The 874-nt window shown below is 67.6% G+C and carries 2 protein-coding genes; one reads left to right on the forward strand and one right to left on the reverse strand.

Translation table 11 applies throughout. From position 1 onward, the window contains the following. Positions 1-207 (forward strand): hypothetical protein (locus tag CK240_RS18815; protein WP_205957917.1); only part of this gene is annotated, 207 nt, incomplete at its 5' end. A gap of 243 nt (positions 208-450) precedes the next feature. Here CK240_RS18815 and CK240_RS17660 read toward each other — a convergent pair. Then, positions 451-874 (reverse strand): hypothetical protein (locus tag CK240_RS17660; RefSeq protein WP_205957918.1); only part of this gene is annotated, 424 nt, incomplete at its 5' end.

Consider the following 874-nt stretch of genomic DNA (forward strand, 5'->3'; position numbering starts at 1 on the left):
CAGGTGCCACCCCCCGACGAAACCCTGATCCGCATCGCCATGCTGGAGGCGGAACTGAAGGGCAAGGATCAGCGGATTGCAGACTTGGAGCGGGACCGCGACGAGTGGAGGGCGCAGGCCCAGGAGCTGGCCCGCCGCGATGCTCCCCAAGAGCAGAGCGCCCCTGCGCCTCCGCCCCGCCGCTGGTGGCCCTGGCACCGCCGCTGACCTCCCCCCGGATCAACCTGCGGTCGCCGTCCCCCGATAACGGGTGTTATGGGAAGTTGGTCGGAGGGGGCGGGGGATCAGCCGGGGATTGCGGAGGCGGAGGGGGCGTAAAGCAGTGTGCGGCCACTCATGGAGCGCCAGCCTTTCGCACATGAGTTCCGCACAGGGCATGTCCCTGATCCGCCACAGCGCGCCAAACCGTGCGAAACTCAGGAATGACGCACAAGCGAGCGTTTCAAGGTCTCAGACGCCCATTCTCAGGTCCAGCTTGATGGCGTCCGCAGGCATCCTGGTCAGCTCGGCGATCCTCTCTCGCGCGAAGGTCAGCACGTCCGCCACAGTGGAGAGGGCCGACCCGCCGGCCTCCTCTTGGCTAGCCTCCTCTTGGAGGGCCACGGGCATTTCCTCGACGACCTGCGGGGTGGCGCTGGCCTCCAGTTCATCTAGGCTGAACCGCGCGATCGCGGGATAGTCGTCAGCCAGGCCGGCGCCGACCTGGGAGGGCACACTTGGGTCGCCGGCGTCGAGCTTGACCCACATGCCGAAGCCATCGCGCATCGTGTTGCCGTTTTCGCTCCGAGCGGCGTAGGACGCGTCGAAGCGCTTGCGCACCTCATCGGCTGGGAACAGGTACACGTCCACGTTCCGGGGGTCCGCCGGGTCGTCC

Origin of the sequence: Paracoccus salipaludis, assembly GCF_002287065.1 — a bacterium.
Lineage (GTDB): Bacteria > Pseudomonadota > Alphaproteobacteria > Rhodobacterales > Rhodobacteraceae > Paracoccus > Paracoccus salipaludis.